This is a genomic window from Bacteroidota bacterium (assembly GCA_041658205.1).
In the GTDB taxonomy this organism is placed as follows: Bacteria; Bacteroidota; Ignavibacteria; order UBA10030; family UBA8401; genus UBA8401.
Window position 1 is genome coordinate 857,860 of sequence record JBBAAO010000001.1, and the last position, 13,208, is coordinate 871,067.

At 41.5% G+C, this 13,208-nt stretch carries 13 protein-coding genes; 9 read left to right on the forward strand and 4 right to left on the reverse strand.

All coding sequences use genetic code 11. The annotated features are described in order from the left end of the window. Window positions 1-51 precede the first annotated feature (51 nt). The 3 genes from WDA22_03560 to WDA22_03570 all read left to right on the forward strand — a co-directional run bounded on the left by WDA22_03560 (window position 52) and on the right by WDA22_03570 (window position 3,446). Window positions 52-1,842 carry a YncE family protein gene (locus tag WDA22_03560; protein ID MFA5832536.1) on the forward strand — a complete coding sequence of 597 codons (1,791 nt, stop codon included), beginning with the start codon at window positions 52-54 and terminating at the stop codon, window positions 1,840-1,842. Window positions 1,843-2,045: 203 nt separating this feature from the next. Further along, a complete protein-coding gene (thyX, locus tag WDA22_03565; GenBank protein ID MFA5832537.1) occupies window positions 2,046-2,966 on the forward strand; it encodes an FAD-dependent thymidylate synthase in 921 nt (306 codons plus the stop codon). Window positions 2,967-2,969: 3 nt separating this feature from the next. Next, window positions 2,970-3,446 (forward strand): dihydrofolate reductase, encoded by a 477-nt coding sequence (locus WDA22_03570; protein MFA5832538.1) that lies wholly within the window; start codon window positions 2,970-2,972, stop codon window positions 3,444-3,446. Between the two features lie 10 nt (window positions 3,447-3,456). Here the strand turns inward: WDA22_03570 and WDA22_03575 are convergent, their stop codons facing one another. Then, window positions 3,457-6,666, reverse strand: coding sequence for a two-component regulator propeller domain-containing protein (locus WDA22_03575; GenBank protein MFA5832539.1), 3,210 nt, complete (start codon window positions 6,664-6,666; stop codon window positions 3,457-3,459). Between the two features lie 117 nt (window positions 6,667-6,783). On the opposite strand from WDA22_03575, the gene WDA22_03580 reads away from it, so the two are divergent. Genes WDA22_03580 through WDA22_03595 form a run of 4 tightly spaced genes read left to right on the forward strand, consistent with a single transcriptional unit; the run spans window position 6,784 to window position 9,046 of the window. Next, entirely contained in the window at window positions 6,784-7,230 is a 447-nt protein-coding gene (locus tag WDA22_03580; protein MFA5832540.1) for an energy transducer TonB, read from the forward strand. 53 nt (window positions 7,231-7,283) lie between these two features. Continuing rightward, window positions 7,284-7,844, forward strand: coding sequence for an RNA polymerase sigma factor (locus WDA22_03585; GenBank protein MFA5832541.1), 561 nt, complete (start codon window positions 7,284-7,286; stop codon window positions 7,842-7,844). Continuing rightward, on the forward strand, window positions 7,841-8,278 hold the full coding sequence (locus WDA22_03590) for a hypothetical protein (GenBank protein MFA5832542.1): 438 nt from the start codon (window positions 7,841-7,843) through the stop codon (window positions 8,276-8,278). Before WDA22_03585 ends, WDA22_03590 begins: the two co-directional genes overlap by 4 nt. Window positions 8,279-8,290: 12 nt before the next feature. Next, complete coding sequence (locus WDA22_03595) at window positions 8,291-9,046, forward strand: energy transducer TonB (GenBank protein ID MFA5832543.1); 756 nt, start codon at window positions 8,291-8,293, stop codon at window positions 9,044-9,046. A gap of 30 nt (window positions 9,047-9,076) precedes the next feature. Here WDA22_03595 and WDA22_03600 read toward each other — a convergent pair whose 3' ends face one another. Beyond that, window positions 9,077-9,493 (reverse strand): OsmC family protein, encoded by a 417-nt coding sequence (locus tag WDA22_03600; GenBank protein MFA5832544.1) that lies wholly within the window; start codon window positions 9,491-9,493, stop codon window positions 9,077-9,079. 189 nt (window positions 9,494-9,682) lie between these two features. Between WDA22_03600 and WDA22_03605 the strand changes: the two genes are divergently transcribed. Further along, window positions 9,683-10,132 carry an NfeD family protein gene (locus WDA22_03605; GenBank protein MFA5832545.1) on the forward strand — a complete coding sequence of 150 codons (450 nt, stop codon included), beginning with the start codon at window positions 9,683-9,685 and terminating at the stop codon, window positions 10,130-10,132. A 13-nt stretch (window positions 10,133-10,145) separates the two neighbouring features. After that, window positions 10,146-11,096 carry a stomatin-like protein gene (locus WDA22_03610; GenBank protein ID MFA5832546.1) on the forward strand — a complete coding sequence of 317 codons (951 nt, stop codon included), beginning with the start codon at window positions 10,146-10,148 and terminating at the stop codon, window positions 11,094-11,096. A 46-nt stretch (window positions 11,097-11,142) separates the two neighbouring features. Here WDA22_03610 and WDA22_03615 read toward each other — a convergent pair whose 3' ends face one another. Both WDA22_03615 and WDA22_03620 read right to left on the reverse strand, forming a co-directional pair. Further along, the gene (locus WDA22_03615) at window positions 11,143-11,817 is read right to left on the reverse strand and encodes a hypothetical protein (GenBank protein MFA5832547.1); all 675 of its coding nucleotides are present in this window, start codon (window positions 11,815-11,817) and stop codon (window positions 11,143-11,145) included. A gap of 30 nt (window positions 11,818-11,847) precedes the next feature. After that, on the reverse strand, window positions 11,848-13,026 hold the full coding sequence (locus WDA22_03620; protein MFA5832548.1) for a class I SAM-dependent rRNA methyltransferase: 1,179 nt from the start codon (window positions 13,024-13,026) through the stop codon (window positions 11,848-11,850). Window positions 13,027-13,208: the final 182 nt, after the last annotated feature.

Consider the following 13,208-nt stretch of genomic DNA (forward strand, 5'->3'; position numbering starts at 1 on the left):
TGATTCGTCTTGGTTTAGTGAATATATTGTGGAAAAAAGGACCGCAGTTTAATGAAGAAGCTCTTGATTATATTTTTACTCACAGCATTATCTCTCTTTAGCTGCAATGAAAACAAATCGATTATCGGTACGACCAATCCGGTTGGGAGCGTTGATAAGATTTACGGTGTGGGTTTTCACACAAAAATTGGCGTAGGATGGGAAATCAGTTCTGCATCGATATCTCAATTTGGAATCTATCGCCATTTTACTCCGTTGTTTTCATTTGAAAGTGGAGTAAGAATTGGGACTGTGTTAACATCTTCCCTTGGCGGAATGATTGATACAGGTTTGGTCAACGGAACGACATATTATTATACTGTTGTGCCCGAACAAAAACAAAGTGACGGAACATTCATTAAAGGAGCGGGCTCAAAAACAATAGCTCTTATCCCAAAAAATCTATCCACTGTACCGACCGATCAGATTGTTTATTCTCAACATATACAGCCAATATTTACAAGCGGTTGTGCTATTCATGGATGCCACGGAGGGAGTGAACATGCAACATTATTGAAATCTCTTCACGGAGGATCGGAATTTTCGTTAACCAACTGGAACAGTGTGATGGAAGGAACAGAAGAGATTCCGCAGATTGTTCCATATCGTGCTTCAAGAAGTCATATCATACAGCATCTGAATATGGATACATTAATTTCGCCGATCGCTTCACCTTCCATGCCGCAAGGATTTTCCTTTCCCACAGAACTACGCGATCTTCTCATCCGATGGATCAACAATGGCGCGAAGAATGATAATGGGACTGTTGCACATTCTTCCATGCCAATTCGAGGATGGGCGTACGTCACCAATCAAGGCGAAGATTTGACGGCAGTGATTGATTTGGATAAAAATAAGATCTCCCGATTTGTTACTTCCGGAGTTGAAAATACCGCCGCCGCACCACCGCAGGCGCCGCATAATGTTTTTGTTGATTGGCAAAATCAATATTATTATGTCAATCTCATCGGGGGGAGTAAATTGCTGAAGTTTCGAATTTCAGATAATGCGAAAGTGGGTGAATTAACAACCGGATTAAGTTCGCCGGCACAAATTGCGTTGTCTAAAAATAGCGATACGGCTTATGTTTCCAATTTTGAAAACGCAAAAACGAACATCACACTTGTCAACACTGCGACTATGACAAAACTTGCAGAGATCGGAAGTTCTGCAATGTTGAAGCCTCATGGTATTTCCATAACTCCAAATTTCAAGTATGTATTAGTAGCAAACTCACTGTCGGATAATGTTACTGTGATACAGACATCGGACAATGCTATCGTTAAGACAATCCCAATGTCCGGCAGTGTACCGGTATTGCCTATCGGATATCAATATCAATATGAACCATATCAATCCACTATTACTCCTGATAATAATTATGCATATATCACGTGCAGAAAGTCGGGAGAGGTGCGCGTGATTGATCTTGTGCAATTAAAAGTTATTGATTCAATCAAAGTAGGAACATTTCCATTAATCCCTGCGATTACGCCAAATGGTGAGTATGTTTTTGTTGCGAATAGAAATTCAAATTCGGTTTCGGCGATTAAAACATCCACTCGAACGGTGGAATACACTGTTCCAAATGTCGGCGTTGAGCCGCACGGAATAGCAGTTTCGAAAGATGGAAATTTTGTTTATGTCTCCTGTGAAAATTTAGGAGTCAGCGAACCGCCTCACCATGCTACAACGGGAGGGAAGAAGCCTTCGTTCCTCAAAGTAATTAGCGTAGCTCAGCGTGCGGTGACTGCATCGTTAGAGTTGGGAAATTTTGGCTCCGGAATGGCAGTGACTCATTAGGGACTCGACTTCGATGTACATAACTGGCTGGATGTGTTTTATTGAAACGAGAAAGGTATTAATGATAGCGAAAGCAAGAAAAATATTTTCAAGTACAAAAATAAATTGTCATTGCCACAAAAGCCATTTATTGTTTTTCAGGATTAAATGAAGTAAGTTTAATACATACATTGAACAAATCACTCAAACTTTATTTGTGAAAAATGGAACAAGCCGAAAAACTTAGCAGACCAATCGTTCAACCGCTCGATGACATATTAGGGACACCCTTTAAAGTGCTGGATGACGGGTTCATTCGTGTGGTGGATTATATGGGAAGCGATGAATCAATTGTGCAGGCAGCACGCGTTTCGTACGGAAAAGGGACGAAAAAAGTGAGTGAAGACCGGGGATTGATCCGATACCTGCTCCGCCACCAGCATACAACACCGTTTGAAATGTGTGAGATAAAATTGCATGTGCGTGTTCCAATGGACTGCTGGCGCCAGTGGATTCGTCATCGTACGGCGAACGTGAATGAGTATTCTACTCGTTATTCGCTGGCAATCGATGCTTCGCAACGGGCCGGTGATGAGATGTGGAGAATGCAGTCCAAAGACAATAAACAGGGGAGCGAAGGTTTTTTTGATCTGGAGACGGGGAAAAAATTATCAGCACAGGAACTTCAATTGCAGAACATGGCTCGCTCCGTCTATGAAGAGCGAGTGAATTCCGGAATGGCGCGCGAGCAGGCAAGAAAAGATCTTCCGCTTTCTACCTACACTGAAGCATATTGGAAAGTAGATTTACATAATCTTCTCCATTTTCTCTGGTTGCGAATGGATTCCCATGCACAGTATGAGATTCGCGCTTATGCAAACACGATCGGCAACGAAATTGTGAAACGTTGGGTGCCGATGGCGTGGGAAGCATTTCAAGATTATAAAGTGCAGGCGTCCTCGCTCTCGCATATAGAGATCGAGATTATCAAGGCCTTAAATTCTCAAGGGAAAGAAGCAGCAATGAATGTTGCAAGAGGATTTGGATTACTTCCTCCCGCCGGTCAAGAAATAAAAAGTAATCGGGAGCGGGGAGATATTGAAGCGAAATTGGAAATGCTGGGGATTAGTATTCCCTGGAAATAATTGATGAAAATCATTCTGATTGCGGCGCTGAATACACACCGTGTCATCGGTAAGGATGGGAAGATTCCGTGGCGAATCCCTGAAGATCAGCAACGATTCAAACGTCTCACATCCTATCACACGGTTTTGATGGGAAGGAAAACGTTTGACTCAATTGGTAAACCTCTCCCTAATAGAAAAAATATAGTCATCTCTCGGCACAATATTCCTGCTGTTGAGATAGTGACATACTCCTCTCTGGAAACAGCTCTTTCGAATCAAACTACTCAAGAAAAAATTTTCGTTATCGGCGGGGGAGAGATCTTTCGTCAAACGATTGATCGTGCTGATGAATTGATGTTAACCCAGGTAGAAAATGAAGAAACGGGAGATACATTCTTCCCGCCGTATGAACATCTTATCGGAACCGTATTCACTCTTGTTTCCGAAGAAAAAGAGGAAGGATATCAATTCCGGAATTATATCAAACTCCGGAATTGATATGTATCCGTTAGAGCTGGCGATATACTGGCAATTCGATCACAAACGTTGAGCCGCTTCCCGTTGTACTTTCCGCCCACACTTTTCCGTTATGCATTTCAACAATTTTTTTAACGATCGCAAGTCCAAGTCCGGTAGAAATTTCACCGCCGGTAGGTTGAGCGGAAAGACGCTTGAATTGTTGGAACAATTGTTTCTTATCCTCTTCAGTCAATCCCGGTCCTTGATCCCGGATCTTAATCAATGCCGTCATTTCGTACACCTCTACCGAGACGGAGATAGTCGTGTTTGCATCTGAAAACTTTCCTGCATTATTCACAAGATTGTCGATCGCCTCGTTCAACCAGCGTTCGCTTCCGCTGACAACACATTTCTCTGCTGTCGTTGAAAAATCGATGATTTGTGATTTCTGTTGCATTTGGATTCGGTTTTTCAATACAACGAGTTCGGTCAATTGTACGATATCAATCCTAGACTTCGTGAATACCAGTTCCCCTTTTTCTAATGCCGACGAACTTAATGTATCTTCAATCAACTTTAGCATATATTGCGTTGTTTGTTCCATTAACTGTGCGTGTTCTTGGACAACCAATTGATCGTTTTGATTGTCGTTGATGGCGTTAGCGAATTGATTGAGATTGACAACTTTATTTTTGAAATCGTGTGACAGGATACTCAGAAGATCGGATTTTTCCTTGTTCGCCTTGTCCAGTCGAGTGTTGATCTGCGATAACTCATCTCTTGCAGATTCCACATCCCGAAGATGTTGTTCTATTTTCTCTTTTGTGTTGACAAGTTCTTTTGTCCGATCATCGACTACCGTCTTAAGGTGCTTTGCATGACGGCTAATATTTGCCGTACGAACTGCATATAATCCTGCACCAAGCAACACTAATCCGACACCGACGAGCAAACCAAAATACATTGTCTGCCGAAAGAACGGTTCAAATACAATTTCTGCAGTAGCTTCTTCTTCACTCCACGTTCCACCATCTATTGAAGAACTCACTCGGAAGGTATATTCTCCAGGAGGAATATTGGTATAGTACGCTGTTCTTCGCGTACCGGCGTCATTCCAGTTTGCGTCAAATCCTTCTAATGTATAGCGAAATCGAATCCGTTCCGGCGACACATAACTTAGTGCGGTATAATGAAATTCCACGGAAGAATATCCCGGCTCTATAACAAGAGTGGAATCCGGGTAAAACGTTTGATCGTTGATTCGCACTTCCTCAACATGCAACGGAAATTTATTGTAGCGATCAACAATTCTTGCCGTATCAACCATGGCAAGTCCGCCAACGGTTGTAAACCATATCTTTCCGTCGGATGATTTGATGATACTCGGACTAGAAACGCCGCTGATCTCAGCATTTTGCAATCCGTCCGAACGTCCGAAATCAATTCTCGAGAATTTTTTTAATGTTCCTTCGGCTATTTTTTGGAATTCAGATTTCGGAATTCGTGCAATGCCTTGGTTGCCGCCGATCCACATATACCCTTTATCATCTTCAATAATCATTAACGTAACATCTTCGCGCAAACCGTTCTTCGTGGTAAATGTTTGGAATGTTCCATCGGCAAATCTGTTGATGCCGCCGCCGTTGGTTCCAACCCACAATGCTCCCGATTTATCGATAAACATCGAAAGAATAAAATTATTCGAAAGGCCGTCCTTTACGGTATACGTTCCGATTCCTTTTGGAGTGATTCTGTTGATGCCGCCGCCGTTCGTACCGACCCAGATTTCATCCTTACCGGATTTAACCATGGCAAGGATATTATCGTTTGCCAATCCTTGTTTCGTAGTGAGTGGAATAATGGAATCTCCTTTGATCCTTGAAATGCCTCCACCATATGTTGCAACGTAGAGATCATTGTCAAAACCTTCCTGAAAGGCTCGAATGTAATTTTCGGTTAATCCATTGTCACTATTATATCGTGTAAATTGCTGGCCGGGTTTCTTATTTTCATCGTATCGTATGACGCCGCCACCATCTGTTCCGATCCATAGCGCTCCATTTTTATCTTCATATAATGCACGAATAAATTTGTTGGGAAGTTCTTTTTCATTCAAGATTTTTACAGTCTTGCCCTCTAGGCAGTTCAAGCCGCTTCCGTTAGTACCGACCCAGATTCGTTTATGTGAATCTTCAAAAACGGTGCGGACATAGGTGTCCGAAAGACCGAATTTTTTTCCATACAGTTCAAATTTTCTGATGTGTAATTGACTAAGGCCGTTTCGGGTGCCGATCCAAATGTTTTGTTCATTGTCCTGATAAATTGTCCGGATGAAATTGTTTACCAATCCATCTTCAAAAGTCAATGCATCGAATTGTTTTTTGTCGTGTGTGCGGAGAAATCTGTTTAATCCTCCTCCGTCCGTCCCGATCCAGACTGTGTTATCGATATCGACGAACAATGTCCGAATGGCATTGTTTGTGAGACCATCTGCAGTAGTGAATGATTGTATTTTGCCCTCTGCCATTTTTGCAAGGCCATTTGAAGTGCCAATCCACAATGCTCCATCGTGATCTTCCGCGAGAGCGGTGATTGAATTATTTGGGAGTCCGTTGGATGTCGTCAAAGTTTGAACGTTGTTTCCTTCAACGAGAATAAGGCCAACATCTGTTGCCAGATACATTGGTTTTTGTTTCGGATGAACCATTGTACGGAAAAGTATATTTTTCGGCAGTTGCTGCTCCAGGAATGGTTCAATCCCGGAAATATTTCCGTCAACATCAATGTTGATGCGATGAATGCCTCCGCGCTCTGTTCCAACAATGATGTTATTCCCTTCGGCGGGGAGAATAGTTTTAATATATTCTTTTCCTCCGGATTCAAACGCATCGAGGGCACTGAAGGAATGTTTTGTAAACCGGACGATACCACCGCCATTGGTACCAAACCATGAAGTTCCGAATGTATCTTCGTACATTACGGCAACGTGATTAATCTTAAATGCGGGAGTGATGGATTTATTAAAGTGAACGAACTTTACTCCATCGTATCTTGCAAGACCGGCATAGGTACCGATCCATAAATATCCATTGGCTGTCTGCTTGACCAGATCGACCGTATTTTGAGGAAGCCCATTGTCCGCCGTGAAATTGGTTATCACATACGTATCAAAGGAGGGGAGTTCATAATTCTTGTCTTGTGCTTGGACAAGAATAACGGAAATGATCTGTAGAATGATAAAATATGCTGTTCTTTTCATAATTTTTCGCAGGTTGAGGTTGGATAATTTACGAATATTAAATTGAATTATGCTAAAGCATTTGTTAGAATATTATATAAATTGAGGGATCATTTTAAGAACGGATTCCTTTACCCTATGAAAACAATAGTGTTACTATTATCAATATTATCGGTATTTGGTTTTTCTTTGCAGAATATCAATTCTGTCCAACCAAAACCGATATATAAACATATACCTCAATATCCTGAGAATGCGCGAAAGCTGAGAGTTGAAGCGGAGGTTGCATTAAATGTTTTAATTGGAAAGGATGGGAATGTGAAGGAGACCGATTTGCTTCAAGCAATTATTTTTTATCCCGGGGAAAGTGTCAGCATCGAATCCCTCTCGGATTTGAACAATATCCCATCGACTCATCGCCAGACGGCAGCAAAATTGTTGGAACTAGCACATCAATCGGCGCAGCAATGGAAATTTACACCGGCAATGATTAACGGTAAGCCCGATGAATCGGTCATTGTCATTCCATTCACATTTAAACTCACCAGCACAAATCAAGAAAAAAACATCCAGAAGAAAAAGTGAACAAATATCATTTTTATGAGCAACTTTTTCCCTCCTTTCTTATCCTATAAGTGATGCAGCAATTACCACTCACCGATGAGCAGCTTGCGATTCGCCTACAATCTGGCGATTCGGATGCGACCGCCTTGATCTATGAACGATTCAAGAGTGGATTATTTTTATTCTGCATCCGCATTTTGTCAGATGCTGATGCGGCAGAAGATGCCGTGCATGAAACATTTGTGAAGATGATCGTTCAACGTTCACAATTGAATCATCCAACGTCGTTGAAATCTTGGATCTTCACGATTGCACGCAACGAATCATTTGCTGCGCTGAACCGGAAGAAGAAAATACGAGAACTTAACGATCAAGATGAAGATGTATTTGAATCGGAAGCATCTCCGCCGATGGTCGAAACAGATGAACGAATGAAAATAGTAGAGCGCATGTTGGATCAACTTCTGCCACAATATAAAGAAGTGCTGTTGTTACGTGAATATGAATCGATGGATTACGTGGAAATAGCAAAAGTTACCGGAACAACGATTAGCTCGGTGAAGTCGCGGCTTTTTAAGGCGAGAAAAGCAATGTTGAAAAAATTAGAATCTCTCAAAAAAGGGAGGGCACTATGAATGTAAAAGAAGAATTACTCTTCCGTTGTTTTGATGAAGACCTGAATGACGATGAGATGAAAAAACTTTTTGTTGATTTAAGCAAAGATGATGATCTCAGAAATTCATTTCGGAACATGCTGAGATTACAACATGACCTACAGATGATCTCGAAGCCGACCGTTCCACATGCACTGGATATGCAAATGAAAACACTGAGTTCGTCTTCACGACTAAGCAATATGCCGGACAGGCCGTTGTTGCGGCGAATTGTTTCAAAAAAGATCAGTCTTTCTATTCCTGCATTTGCTGCAGCGATGCTTCTGATGCTCCTTGGGAGTTATATCCTCGCGACGAATGTGGCAGTGCAGAAACCAAAGATGGAGTATGTCTATGTCGTTGAAATGCCGGCATACGTTGTTCAAAGTAATTACAATCCTATAAAAAATAATTAATGAGGAGTTTTTATGAAAACACTTTTTTTTGCCTTCACTGTTTGTTCCATGTTTGTCTATCTCTATGCTCAAACCAATGAAGGATTATTATCGACAAATTCTTCGCAACCTATTTTAGAGCAACAACAAAAACCGGAAGGATCTATCATTGGGACAGTAATCGACATTATTGATAGAGGTCCGATAGACAAAGCGACAGTTGAACTTCTCGGAACCGGATTGAAGGTTACGACGTTGAAGGATGGCCAGTTTAAAATCCAAAATGTTCCCCAAGGGTTTTATCAAGTGCGCGCCGTTGCATCAGGGTACGATCAACAAACGCAAAACAATCTTTATGTTGATGCGGGGAGACCGGCGCCAGCATTTTTTATGTTGAAAAAAATTGGGACGAAAGAAGCTGCTGAATCTGAAAACGGTTCTCCGGTTCCCATCAGTACGAAATCCCCAATCTATCCGGAAGAAGCGAGAAAGAATGGAGTCGAAGGTATCTTTTATTTCGTTCTAAGAGTTTCTGAAAACGGGTCAATCGCTTCAGCCCATTGTACGGAACGGAATATTTTTGCAGAGGATGGAAAATTAAAGGATGCGCAAGCGTATGACAAATACCCACAGGCAGTAAATCAGCTTGAAAAAGAAGCACTAGAATCAATTTGGCAGTGGAAATTTAAGCCCGCCATGAAGGAAGGAAAGCCAATAGAATCAAGAGTAACATTGCCTGTAAAATTTAAATTAGATCAACACCAAAAAGGTGAAGGTAAAGAGAAATAATGCAGCGATAGTGAAACACACGGAATAGAATTACCGTACTTCTACACTGCTCGTTACCGCTGCTCCTGCTGCTTCCAATGTCTTGGAGACAGAACAATATTTCGTTACGGAAAGCTCAACCGCGCGTTGGGCTTTTTCTTTTGGGACATCTCCCGTGAATGTAAAATGAAGATGAACTTTCTTCCAGAGATTGGCATCTTTCCCGGTTTCACGCTCTCCTTCGATTGTGACAGTCATGTCATATGTTTCAATTTTTTGTTTCTTCAGAATAGAAATAACATCAATCGAACTGCATGCACCTGCTGCTGCAAGTAATGTTTGCATCGGTCGAAAGCCTTCTTCGTTTCCACCGCCCCCTTTGGAGTTATCAAATACGATCTTATTGTCGTGTTCATTTGCTGCTTCCATTTTATAGTTGCTGTCTACGCGGCGAAGTATAACTTTCATGATCTCATTTCCTTTTTTTTGAAATATACGAAAGAATGTTGAGAATCCATTTCAAAATATTCAAAAAATCTGGAACGTGAACAAACAAAATGATGTTCAATGATATAACGAGAAAAAATGTCGCTATATATTGCGTTGATTTTTCAGATACCTTTCTCTACTTTGGGTTCGCATAAAAAAGGAGTACGCATGGAATCTCTTTCAAATGAATTGATTTGGTTTTTATTCGGTCTAGTGTTAATGCTTGGTGAGATCGTTACACCGGGATTTGTGCTTATTTTCTTCGGCGTCGGGGCGTGGTTGATAGCACTGTTACTCTGGCTGGGTGTCTCAATAAGTTTCACAACGCAATTGTTCGTCTTCTTGGTTGCATCCATCGTGTCGCTGATATTATTCCGAAAATATGGAAGCAAATATTCTCACGGAAAAGTTGTCCGACCGGATTCCGGAAGCTCCATTGATGATGTGAAAGGGGAGAGAGCCGTTGTACTGTATGATATTCAGCCGAGGACCGGCGGCAAAGTGGAATTTCACGGAACATTATGGAATGCAGAATCCGACGTTGCCATCAGCAAAGGTGCTTCAGTTGAAGTGCTTGAACGAAATAATCTCACGCTCAAAGTAAAACCAATCCAGTAAAAGGAGTTGTACAATGGAAGTCTATATTCTGTTAGGTCTCATTCTTTTTGCATTTATTCTTCTTGGAAAAACGGCTCGAGTGGTACCGCAAAAAACAATCTTCATTGTTGAACGGTTAGGAAAATACAGTGCTACGCTAGATGCCGGATTTCATATTTTGATACCATTTATTGACCGGGTTGCCTACAGACATTCAATGAAAGAAATGGTCATTGATGTTCCACCGCAAGGATGTATCACAAAGGATAATATCGGCGTTGAAGTGGATGGAATTCTTTATATCCAAATTACTGATCCGGTAAAGGCATCGTATGGCGTAGATAATTATATCTTTGCCTCAACGCAATTGGCGCAGACCACAATGCGAAGTGAGATTGGTCGGATTGATCTTGACCGGACGTTTGAAGAACGTGATAAAATCAATCAAGAGATTGTGATGGCGGTTGACAAAGCAGCGGCACCATGGGGATTGAAAGTAACCCGACATGAAATTAAAAACATCGTTCCGCCGCCGAGTATAAAAGATGCAATGGAAAAACAGATGCGCGCGGAACGGGAGAAGCGTGCACTTATTGCTGAATCCGAAGGAGATAAACAAGCGAAGATCAACCGTGCTGATGGAGACAAAGCAGAAGCAATTGCAAAGTCCGAAGGCGAGAAGATGAAACGGATCAACGAAGCGGAAGGACGTGGACAGGAAATTGAACGTGTGGCGATGGCGACAGCGAAAGGTATTCGGGAAATTGCCAATGCGATTAACGATAAAGGGGGACTTGATGCCGTGAACCTTCGTATTGCAGAACAATATCTCGGTGAATTTGGAAAACTGGCGCAAAAGAATAATACGATGATCATTCCGTCGAATTTGTCAGACGTTGCCGGGACAGTTGGCGCGATCGCAAAGATCTTTTCAGGGATGAGTCAAACGAATATTGAAGAAGTAAAAGAAGTGAAGAAAAAATGACAACAAAAATGACCGTCACCTTCAAGGTGACGGTCATTGACAAAGCTTAAAATGCTGATCCCAGGTTAATTGTAATAAAGAATCCGCCGAAATCTTTTTTTCGCATGATCTTTCCTGTTGCATCCTGCAAACTTTCAATTCCGCTGCTAAATGGGACAACATAATACCGGATATTGATGCCAGACAAGCTTCCCATATCTGAACCAAAAAAAGCGCCTACGCCGATATATCCGCCGACTGTATAATTTGAACGGGCGTAGCCGAAACTATTAAAATATTCTTTTGCATACGGTGCTGCAAAGACAATGGTGGGTCCTGCGCCTGCGTTTACATACGGCCGAAAACTATCAGTGATGTCATCTGCAAATAAGCGATACTGCACTCCAAACAATATTGGTATCATTAAGAATCGATTGATCTTTCCCGGAACAAATGATTGTCCCCAATAATCGTAATACTCCACTTCGTTATCATCTTTCGATTCTGCAAGTCCCAGGGTTACGGTACCGAATAAAACTCGGGAATACTCGTGACGATAAAAACCGGCAAGTCCGAATCCATTGTTGGAAAGAAGAATATCAACACCCCAAGCGTCATCCATTGTTGATTCAAAGGATTTGGCTGTTTCCTGTTCTGGAGATGTAAAAATGATCGTTGAATCTTTACTTTGGCTCAACAAGAGAGAAGTAACGAAGAGAATTGGATAGATAATATTTTTCATATCAACCTCACGAAATTGAATCCGGGATAGTTATTCTATACTAAACAACGCACATTTAAGATAATGAGTTTCCGGCATAGATGGTAGAGTGGGGTGATCTGGAGCAGCACCGGAAAATTGAAGCAGCTTGATTCTTCGACCGGCTTTTACGCTGCAATCTTGAATAATGTTAAGAAACGTTTCCCGGTCAATATGATGAGAACAGGATGCGGATAAAAATATTCCATTTGGTGCGACAAGTTTTATTCCGTTTGTGTTGATCTCTTTGTAGCCTTTAATTGCTGTTGCAACCGTTTTTTTGTTTTTGGTAAAGGAAGGTGGATCGAGAATAACAATATCCCATCGTTTGTCTGTCTTTAATGATTGCTCTAGAAATTGAAAGACATCAGCAGTATGAAATTGCACATTGGTCAATTTGTTTAATACACCATTTGCTTTTGCCTTGCTGATTGCATCTTCGGAGATATCCACGCATTCAACATTTTTTGCGCCAAAAGCGGCAGCATAGAGTCCGAATCCCCCTTCGTTGCTAAAACAATCAAGAACGGTGGCGTTGTGTGCATACGGTTTAAGGATTGTTCTATTCTCCCGTTGATCAAGAAAAAAGCCGCTTTTTTGTCCGCCGAGAACGTCCACAGAAAATTTTACACCATTCAATTCAACAATGGTAGGGGAAACGGTTCCGCGTAAAAGATTTTTTCGTAAAGGAATTCCTTCCAAAGTTCGCAGGGGGGATTCGTTTCGTTCGACGATTCCTTGCGGGTGGAATATTTTTTCCAAAACATTGCAGATTATCTCCAAACGGAGATCCATACCGACGGAAAACGTCTGAATGGAAAGGTAGTCATTATACTTATCGATGATCAGTCCCGGGAGAAAATCACTTTCGCCGTTGACAATGCGGAACGTTGAACTTTTCGGGAACATTTTTGTTCTCAATTCGAACGCTGTGCGAATCTGCTTTTCAAAAAAAGCTTCGTTAATCTCTTGTATGGTGGGAGAAAGGAACCGTACAGCGATTAGGGAAGAGGCATTAAAAAATCCTATTCCAAGCGACCGTCCATCGCTCCGTAGAATTTCAATGACATCGCCATTCTTTGGTTCGCCAACGATTCTCTGGATCTCATTGCTAAATACCCATTGATGTCCGTGGACCAATCGTCGGTCCTCATTTTTCTTAAGAATAATATGTTGTTCAAGTGTACTCATATGTTCAAGTTATTAAGAATTTCATGATTATCCAAAGAACCTCTCTTCTTTATTCCACCTTTGCCGAAGGAGGATGTACTAGTTCGTTTTATATTTTTATCCATGCAAATCTATTCTTTCCGCGTCATCTGTGTTCAATTATCATCTGAGTTCTAATATCAAAATCCATCATTTCTTCCCAA

Excerpts from the sequence above, each read along its gene's own strand:
- WDA22_03610 (MFA5832546.1), top strand. The coding sequence starts at position 10,146 with ATGGAAGTCTATATTCTGTTAGGTCTCATTCTTTTTGCATTTATTCTT.
- WDA22_03575 (MFA5832539.1), bottom strand. The coding sequence starts at position 6,666 with ATGAAAAGAACAGCATATTTTATCATTCTACAGATCATTTCCGTTATT.
- WDA22_03560 (MFA5832536.1), top strand. The coding sequence starts at position 52 with ATGAAGAAGCTCTTGATTATATTTTTACTCACAGCATTATCTCTCTTT.
- WDA22_03615 (MFA5832547.1), bottom strand. The coding sequence starts at position 11,817 with ATGAAAAATATTATCTATCCAATTCTCTTCGTTACTTCTCTCTTGTTG.
- WDA22_03570 (MFA5832538.1), top strand. The coding sequence starts at position 2,970 with ATGAAAATCATTCTGATTGCGGCGCTGAATACACACCGTGTCATCGGT.
- WDA22_03580 (MFA5832540.1), top strand. The coding sequence starts at position 6,784 with ATGAAAACAATAGTGTTACTATTATCAATATTATCGGTATTTGGTTTT.
- thyX (MFA5832537.1), top strand. The coding sequence starts at position 2,046 with ATGGAACAAGCCGAAAAACTTAGCAGACCAATCGTTCAACCGCTCGAT.
- WDA22_03600 (MFA5832544.1), bottom strand. The coding sequence starts at position 9,493 with ATGAAAGTTATACTTCGCCGCGTAGACAGCAACTATAAAATGGAAGCA.
- WDA22_03590 (MFA5832542.1), top strand. The coding sequence starts at position 7,841 with ATGAATGTAAAAGAAGAATTACTCTTCCGTTGTTTTGATGAAGACCTG.
- WDA22_03595 (MFA5832543.1), top strand. The coding sequence starts at position 8,291 with ATGAAAACACTTTTTTTTGCCTTCACTGTTTGTTCCATGTTTGTCTAT.
- WDA22_03585 (MFA5832541.1), top strand. The coding sequence starts at position 7,284 with ATGCAGCAATTACCACTCACCGATGAGCAGCTTGCGATTCGCCTACAA.
- WDA22_03620 (MFA5832548.1), bottom strand. The coding sequence starts at position 13,026 with ATGAGTACACTTGAACAACATATTATTCTTAAGAAAAATGAGGACCGA.
- WDA22_03605 (MFA5832545.1), top strand. The coding sequence starts at position 9,683 with ATGGAATCTCTTTCAAATGAATTGATTTGGTTTTTATTCGGTCTAGTG.